General features: G+C 72.0%; 7 protein-coding genes. 4 read left to right on the top strand and 3 right to left on the bottom strand.

Going from position 1 to position 7386, the window contains the following annotated elements; genetic code table 11:
* A partial coding sequence (locus VFE05_20075; protein HET6232383.1) for a hypothetical protein occupies nucleotides 1–297 on the bottom strand: 297 nt, incomplete at its 3' end.
* Nucleotides 298–863: 566 nt separating this feature from the next.
* Between VFE05_20075 and VFE05_20070 the strand changes: the two genes are divergently transcribed.
* Complete coding sequence (locus tag VFE05_20070) at nucleotides 864–1013, top strand: hypothetical protein (GenBank protein ID HET6232382.1); 150 nt, start codon at nucleotides 864–866, stop codon at nucleotides 1011–1013.
* Nucleotides 1014–1244: 231 nt separating this feature from the next.
* On the top strand, nucleotides 1245–3491 hold the full coding sequence (locus tag VFE05_20065) for a hypothetical protein (protein ID HET6232381.1): 2247 nt from the start codon (nucleotides 1245–1247) through the stop codon (nucleotides 3489–3491).
* Nucleotides 3492–3671: 180 nt separating this feature from the next.
* On the opposite strand, the gene VFE05_20060 is transcribed toward VFE05_20065, so the two are convergent.
* On the bottom strand, nucleotides 3672–4202 hold the full coding sequence (locus VFE05_20060) for a hypothetical protein (GenBank protein ID HET6232380.1): 531 nt from the start codon (nucleotides 4200–4202) through the stop codon (nucleotides 3672–3674).
* A gap of 294 nt (nucleotides 4203–4496) precedes the next feature.
* On the opposite strand from VFE05_20060, the gene VFE05_20055 reads away from it, so the two are divergent.
* Nucleotides 4497–5516: an LLM class flavin-dependent oxidoreductase gene (locus VFE05_20055; GenBank protein HET6232379.1), complete on the top strand. Its 1020-nt coding sequence runs from the start codon at nucleotides 4497–4499 to the stop codon at nucleotides 5514–5516.
* Nucleotides 5517–5674: 158 nt separating this feature from the next.
* Here the strand turns inward: VFE05_20055 and VFE05_20050 are convergent, their stop codons facing one another.
* On the bottom strand, nucleotides 5675–6238 hold the full coding sequence (locus VFE05_20050) for an outer membrane beta-barrel protein (protein ID HET6232378.1): 564 nt from the start codon (nucleotides 6236–6238) through the stop codon (nucleotides 5675–5677).
* A gap of 395 nt (nucleotides 6239–6633) precedes the next feature.
* Between VFE05_20050 and VFE05_20045 the strand changes: the two genes are divergently transcribed.
* The gene (locus tag VFE05_20045; GenBank protein ID HET6232377.1) at nucleotides 6634–7365 is read left to right on the top strand and encodes a transglycosylase SLT domain-containing protein; all 732 of its coding nucleotides are present in this window, start codon (nucleotides 6634–6636) and stop codon (nucleotides 7363–7365) included.
* Nucleotides 7366–7386 lie beyond the last annotated feature (21 nt).

The following is a 7386-nucleotide window of genomic DNA, read 5'->3' as shown; positions in this document are numbered from 1 at the left end:
TGGCAGCATCCCCGGGATGGTGTAGCCAGCGTTGAGCCGCATCCCCGGCCCGCTCTCCATGTCCGTCGCCACCAGCAGCGGCACGCGGGCGTTGCGCTGGAGGGCGTTCAGCTTGGCCGCGTAGCTGTACGGCGAGCCGATGGAGATGATGATGCCGCCCACACCGTCGGTGCGCACCAGCTCCAGCAGCCGCGCCATCTTGGGCGAATCGTCGGCCACGTACTCGCCGCCGGTCCACGCCATCATCATCTGCCCCGCCTTCTCGCGCAGCGACATCGACGCCAGCGTGCGCTCCACCCAGTGCGATCCGTGCTCGGCGCCCGGCTGGGGACGGACAGCGGCGGTGTCGGCGGGCGGCGGAACGGCGACGGGTGCGGGAGACGGCCGGGGCGCCGCGCAGGCGCAGGCTAGCAGGACTGCGGCGACAGCGGCGAGACGGCGCAACGGACCTTCCGGAACGGGAGACTGGGGGCGACGGCGCAACGTAGATACCACCGCCGGACCCGTCAACCGAACATCCTGCGCGCCTTACCCGTCCCGAGTCGAGCGGAGCGCATCCCCTGCTAGCGCTTCGCATCTCCCGGTCTGCGTCGCGCTCGTCCGGCAGCTCATCGGCCGAGCCGGAGCCATCGGACGCGAAGCTGTGGAGAGGGAGAGCGCCCGTTGTCGGCGTGCATCGGGAAGGTGGCGAGAGCAACGCAGATAGACGCTACAGCGACGCCCGACGCGCCCTATCGGCCAACAGGCGTTGACGACATCCGATTACATGGATATAATATGACGGCAATCGTACGCATTGCGCCGTAAGGTTGCACAGCCGGGGCGAGCTTCGCGCCGGCAAACCTCTCATCCGGAGCGGACCCATGAACAAGCTCAAGCTGAACGTCGAGGAGCTGACGGTCGACGCTTTCCAGACGGTCGAGGAGCAGGACACCTTCCTTCACGCGCAGTTCGTGGTCACCAAGCCGATCCTCGACTGCTCGGCCGGAAGCTGCGGCCACATCTGCCCGTAACGGCAGACGGCAGGCAGGCCGGGTAGGGATGAAGATGCGGGGCCGCTCCGGCACAAGGAGCGGCCCCGCTTCACGTTGCCTCACCTCCGCGGCGGTACGGACGGCCGGGCACGTCCGGATTGGGAAGATGCGCGGCGGTTTGGGCTGCGCGGATGTGGAACTTCGCGCGGCGGGCGGCCGTACGACGGCGCGCAACCTCTCCCGTCCCGATCTCTCCCGCCCTTCCCGGCCATGCGTCTCTTCCCTGCCCTCGCGCTGCTGCTGTGCGCCGCACCCGCCGCCGCACAGACGGCGGTTCCCGCCGACTCGTACCGAGACGCCCGCGCCGGCGAGCTGGTCCGCCTCGCCCGCGCCCGCCGTGCGGTGGTGGACAACCGCATCACCGCGTACCACGTCACGGCACGTGAACGGCTCTCCGCGCGCCTGGCCGTCGCGGGCGCCGAGCGGCTCCTCTTCCGGCGCGAGACGGCGTCGCACATCGACTGGAGCCGCGACACGGTGCGCGTGCAGGTGCTGGGCGCACGCGAGGTCGCGCCGCCGGTGAGCGCCGCGGTCAAGCGCGCATCTCCCGACATCGCCGGCTCCGTCCCCGCGCTCGCGTTCGACCCGGTGGACTCGGTGATGCTGCTCCGCGTGGACTCCACCGTGCTCCAGCACCCGCTCGCGCCGGGGAGCGAGGCGTACTACCGCTTCTCCACCGGCGACAGCATTGCCATCCGCCTCCCCGGCGGCCGCACGGTGCGAACGGTGGAGCTTCGCATCGCCGCCCGCCGGCCGGATCCGCACCTCATCAACGGTTCGTTCTGGATCGACTCCGACACGCACGCCGTGGTGCGCGCCGCGTTCCGCCTGAGCCGCGGCTACTCCAGCCGCGTCTCCGGCCTCTCCGTCCTCTCTCCCGAGGCGGGCGCCGAGCTGGACTACGTGGTGCTCGACTACGGGCTGATCGGACTGCGCTGGTGGCTGCCGCGCACCATCGCCGCCCGCGGCGTGGCGCGCTTCGCGGGCACGCGCTTCCCCATCGAGTACGAGCGCGGCTACGAGGGCTACACGGTGGAAGGCGACACCACGACCACCGCCGCCGCCGCGCTGCGCAAGGTCGCCGCGGCGGGCTCGGCGCCTCGGCCGTGCCGCCCGCGCTTCTTCGGCAGCATCAGCATCGGCACGGACACGCAGGGCGACTCCGCCTGGAACGCGGGGTGGAACGAGGCCCTGGAGCGCATGGAGCACGGCGACACGACCCGCCGCTACGCACGCCGCGACAGCATCATGCGCGCGCGGCGGGGCGACAAGGCGGGCGCGCGGCCTCCCGCGGAGAAGTGCGACCGCGTCTTCGTCGTAACGCGCGACGAGCACGCCGACCTGGTGGCCGGGCCCGCGTTCGAGGGCGGCATCTACGACGACGGCGAGGGCATCGTGGGCGGCGAGGAGCTGCGCAGCCTGACCGAGCGCCTGGGCAGCATCCCCAGCGTGCCGTGGGGCATGGGCCGCCCCACCCTGCAGGTGCTCACGCCGGACCTGGTGCGCTTCAACCGCGTGGAAGGCTTCTCGCTGGGCGCCCGTGCCGGGCTCTCCTTCGGCCCCGCGGCGCTGGCGGCGGAGCTGCGCGCAGGCACCACGGGTGAGGTGGGAGCGCGCCTCTCCGGCGCGTATGCAAACGCGGCGCGGCGGATGGAAGTCGCGGCGTACCGCGGCCTCCAGGCGGTAGACCCGGCGTCGCAGCCCTTCTCGCTCGGCACCTCCGCGAGCGCGCTGCTGCTGGGGCGCGACGACAACGACTACTTCCGCGGCACCGGCGCCGAGGTGCGCCTCGCCCCCGCCGCGGCACGCCGCCAGCTGTGGGACGTGCGCCTCTTCGCCGAGCGGCAGTCGCCGGTGCGCGCCCGCTCCAACGCCAGCCTGCGGGGCGCGTTCGACGACGGGTTCGACGTGCGCCCCAACCTGGCGGCGGATCGGATCGACCAGGCCGGCGCCACCCTGCACCTCCGCGGCGCCCGCGGCGACGATCCCGCACGCCTCCGCACGCACGCCGAGCTGGAGCTGCACGGCGAGACGGGCGACCGCAGCTTCGGCCGGCCGCTCCTGCGCCTTGGCGCGGACCGGCTGGTGGGCGGCGGCGTGGGCCTGGCCGTCGGCGTCAGCGCCGGGACGGCGTTCGGCGACGTGCCCGCGCAGCGCGTCTGGCAGATCGGCGGCGCGGGCACGGTCCGCGGCCACGACGCCGCGGCCATGCGCGGCACCAGCCTGTGGCTCGCCCGCGGCGAGCTGACGCGCGGCGTGCCCCTCGCCCGGCTCTCGCTTTTCGGCGACGCGGGGTGGGCGGGCGACCGCGCGGACGTGTGGAAGTCGCACCCGCTCACCGGTGCCGGCGTGGGCCTCGCGTTCCTGGACAACCTCGTCCGCATCGACGTCGCCCGCGGCATCGGCGGTGGCGGTGGCGGCACGCGCGTGTACCTGCGGATGGGCGGCGCTCTCTGACCCACGGCGGCCCGGCGGATGCGCGCCGGGCCGCATCTCTCGAAGGTGCCGGTAGATGAAAGACGGAGGATGCGCCACACCGGCACATCCTCCGTCATCGTTTCCGTCGCCAGGTCACCAGCCGATGCTCCCCGGCCGATGCGCGGCGTCTTCATCCCGTGCCTTTATCCCGCGTCGAGCTCAGCCCGCGTCCAGCTTCGGGGTGAACGGCATCGTTCCGCGAACGCCGTAGAGGAAGAGCACCAGCGCGCCCCAGACCGGCGTGGCGGCCAGCACTCCGATGAAGGTGCTGGCGATCGCACAGCCCATTGCCAACGTCCACCACATGAACGGCTTGGAGCCGACCACAGTGTGCACTCGCGCGGCACTCGCCGAGTCGCCACGAAGGACCTCTTCGACAGTCTTCGGGGAGCGGTTCTCGCGGCGGGCGGCCTGACGCGCCTGGTACGAGCTGTCCGTGGCCCTCTGCATCGCATCCACTGGGTGACCGGGCATCTGCTGCATGACGACGAGGATCGACGCCAGAATCACGGCCGTCGAGGAAGCCGTCGCGCCGATCCAGCTTCCCAGCAGGCCGGTACGCCGGCCGCGCGCGCTCGCCACCCAGGCCGCGACCCCGATCCCCAGCAGGGGAACGAGCCCACCCCCGAACGTGACCACGACCATCCCCAGCAGGAGCAGGCCTCCCAGCCCGCCGGCAAGCACGCGCACCCCGGTGGATGCAGTCCTGGGCCCGGCGGGCGCGGGAGGAGCGAGGAACGCTTGGAACGTGACCGGGGCCGAGTCGGGCGGCGAGGAATTCATCGTGCGGAGAAGCCGTGGGTAAAAGCCGATAGGAGGACGCCGACGAGGATCGAACCGACGGGTCCGGCTGGACCGCAAGGCGTTGGGGAGATTCGGGAGATGCGCATCTCCCCCGCCCTTGGCAACGCGCCCGGCGCCTGCGACACTGTCGCATCGCGCGCGGAAACGCAAGGGGCAGGACCACATCTACGGGAACATCCGATGCCGAAGCTGAAGTTGGGCGTAGTGGACCAGTCGCCGGTGGGCACCGGCGGCACCGGCGCCGACGCGGTGCGCGAGACGCTGGAGCTGGCGCGCGCGGCCGAGCGGCTGGGCTACTCGCGCTACTGGCTGGCCGAGCACCACAGCACCAACAGCTTCGCCGGCTCCGCGCCCGAGGTGCTGATCCCCATGGTCGCCGCCGCCACGCGGGAGATGCGCGTGGGCTCCGGCGGCGTGCTGCTCTCGCACTACTCGCCCTACAAGGTGGCGGAGCAGTTCCGCATGCTCCAGACGCTCTTCCCCGGCCGCATCGACCTGGGCGTGGGTCGCGCGCCCGGCGGCGACGCACGCACCGTGCAGGCGCTCCAGTACGGACGCGGCGGCCTGCCCATGGAGTGGTTTCCGCGGCAGGTGGAGGACATGGTGGGCTGGCTAGGCGAGACGCTGGACGCGGCGCATCCGTTCGCCCGCGTGCGCGCCACGCCGCGCGGGAAGGACGTGCCGCAGGTGTGGATCCTCGGCTCCGGCGGCGCGGGCGCGGGGCACGCGGCGGAGCTGGGCACCGGCTACTCGTTCGCGCAGTTCATCAGCGGAGAAGACGGCGCGCCGCTCATGCGCGCGTACCGCAAGCGCTTTCGCCCGTCCGCCGCGCTCGCCACGCCGGCCGGCTCCGTCGCCCTCTCCGTCGTCTGCGCAGAGACGAGCGGGCGCGCCGTGGAGCTGGCGGCCAGCATGGAGCTATGGCGGCGCCGCATCGCCAAGGGCCGTGACCGCGGCATCCCCTCCGTGCCCGAGGCGCTGGCCGAGCTGGGCGGCACCCGTGAGCCGCGCCGCATGGGCGAGAACGGCGCGCGCACCATCGCCGGCGACCCCGCCGAGGTGCGCGACGAGCTCCTCCGCACCGCCGCGCACTACGACGTGGACGAGCTGATGATCGTCACTGTCACCCACGACTTCGTCTCCCGGCTGCGCTCGTACGAGCTGCTCGCCGAAGCGCTGGAGCTGGAGCCACGAGATTGAACGTGATCGTGGGCGCATCGCCGCGCATCGTCCTCCATCGACCGAAAGCGGAGCGGGCGAGGCATCGGATGCCCCGCCCGCTCGTCATCTACCGCTTCGCAATCCCCATCTACCGGCTACGACATCCGTTCGGGAGATGAGGACCGGCTGCGCTCGGATCAGAACGCGAACGCCGTCACGCCGATGCCGAGGCCGAAGTTGTTGATCCGCTGCTTCACGTCGTCGCCGTTGTTCTGCAGGTGGCGGTAGTACAGCGACCCGTCCAGCGCCACGCTGCGGGTGAGCATGAACACCGCGCCGGCCGAGCCGTCGCCGCCCACCGCGTTGGCGTGCGAGAACGTCTCCCGCACGTACGTCGCGCCGGCGGAGATGTACGGATAGTACGTCCGCTCGCCGCGACCGAAGTAGTACGTGGCCTTGGGGCCGATGCCGTATGCCGTGCTGGAGTTGCCCCCGCTGGCGGAGTGCAGCACGTTCACCTGGCCGCCGAGCGCCAGCCCGGGCCGCACGAAGTACTGAACCGCCGGCGTGAGCACCACGTCCGTGCTGCGCTGGTGGACCGTGGCCCCCGCGATCTCCGTCGTGAAACGGCTCGAAGACCAGCCCGCCGAGCCCTGCAGGATGTAGCTTCCCCGGTCCACGGCGTACGCCTGCGCGCGCGACGACATGGGCAGGGCGGCGAGCGCGGCGGCGGCGAGCATGACAGCGCGGGTCTTGTTCATGTTGCACCTGGAGATGGAGTGTTGTGGAATCGCCCGGTGGGGCCGGAAGGAACCGGCGGGGCGGGTGCAGCAGCTTACGTAAGCCGCCACATCCTGGTTTCGTCCCCGCGTATGCTCCTCCGCCGCGCGTGCTCTTCTCGCGACCGCCGTGCAGCGAAAACGGTGGATGAAGACGGTGAATCGCTTCGAAACGCCGCTGGACTAGCTCGACAGGCGTTCTCCGGGCGGGAGATGCGCGGCCGCCGCCAGCCCGGAGGATGCCAATCCGGGGGCGGCCTTCCCCGCCCTGCTCGCGCGCGATGCGATGCGGGGCACGCAACCGGCCCCGAACTTGCCGCCAGGGGCGGGGCTGGGCGCCGATCGCGCCCGCCGGACCACCCACCCGGAAGGCACACGTGACCGACGCACCGCGTGCCGGGCGCGGCCTGACGCCCGGCACGCCGTTCCCCAAGTGGATCCTGCTCGCCTTCCCGGCGATCATCATCGCGGGGATCGCGCTGGCGCTCTCCACCTCCAGCATGCCCGACTCGTTCGGGCCGCGCCGCGGCGACCCGGATACGCTGCCCGAGACGCGCATCGCACTCCCAAAAACGCCGGACCTGCTGGAGACGCCTTACCTCAAGCGCGCCATCGAGGCGCACGAGGGCGTGTCCGCGCGCGAGATCGCCATCTCGGACTTGGCGGACCGCTACCACATCACCGGCACCATGGCGCGCTCCATCTACGAGGCCGCCGAGGGCGAGGGCATCGACCCGGAGCTGGGCTTCCGCATCATCCGCGTGGAGAGCGTCTTCGACCCCAAGGCGGTGGGCCGGGGCGGCGGGCTGGGCCTCTGCCAGCTCATGCTGGGCACGGCGCGCGACATCGACCCCAAGGTCCGCACGGTGTCTCAAGTGATGGAGCCGCGCACCAACATGCGCCTCGGCTTCCGCAACCTCCGCACGATGATCGAGATGTTCGGCGACGTGCGCCTGGGCGTGATCGCCTACAACCGCGGCGAGATCGCCGTGCAGCGCGCCCTCAAGCGCGGCCGCGACCCTGAGAACGGCTATGGCCAGCGCGTCCTGGGCCCCCGCGCCCACGGCGGCAAGGCATACGCCGGCAAAGGCCTCCTCGCCAAGAAGTGATCCCCGCGCGCCCGCCTCCCA

The sequence above is a fragment of the Longimicrobiaceae bacterium genome (genome assembly GCA_035696245.1).
Taxonomy (GTDB): domain Bacteria; phylum Gemmatimonadota; class Gemmatimonadetes; order Longimicrobiales; family Longimicrobiaceae; genus DASRQW01.
Note: the sequence above shows the minus strand (reverse complement) of the source record. Positions and strands in the feature narration are given on the sequence as shown.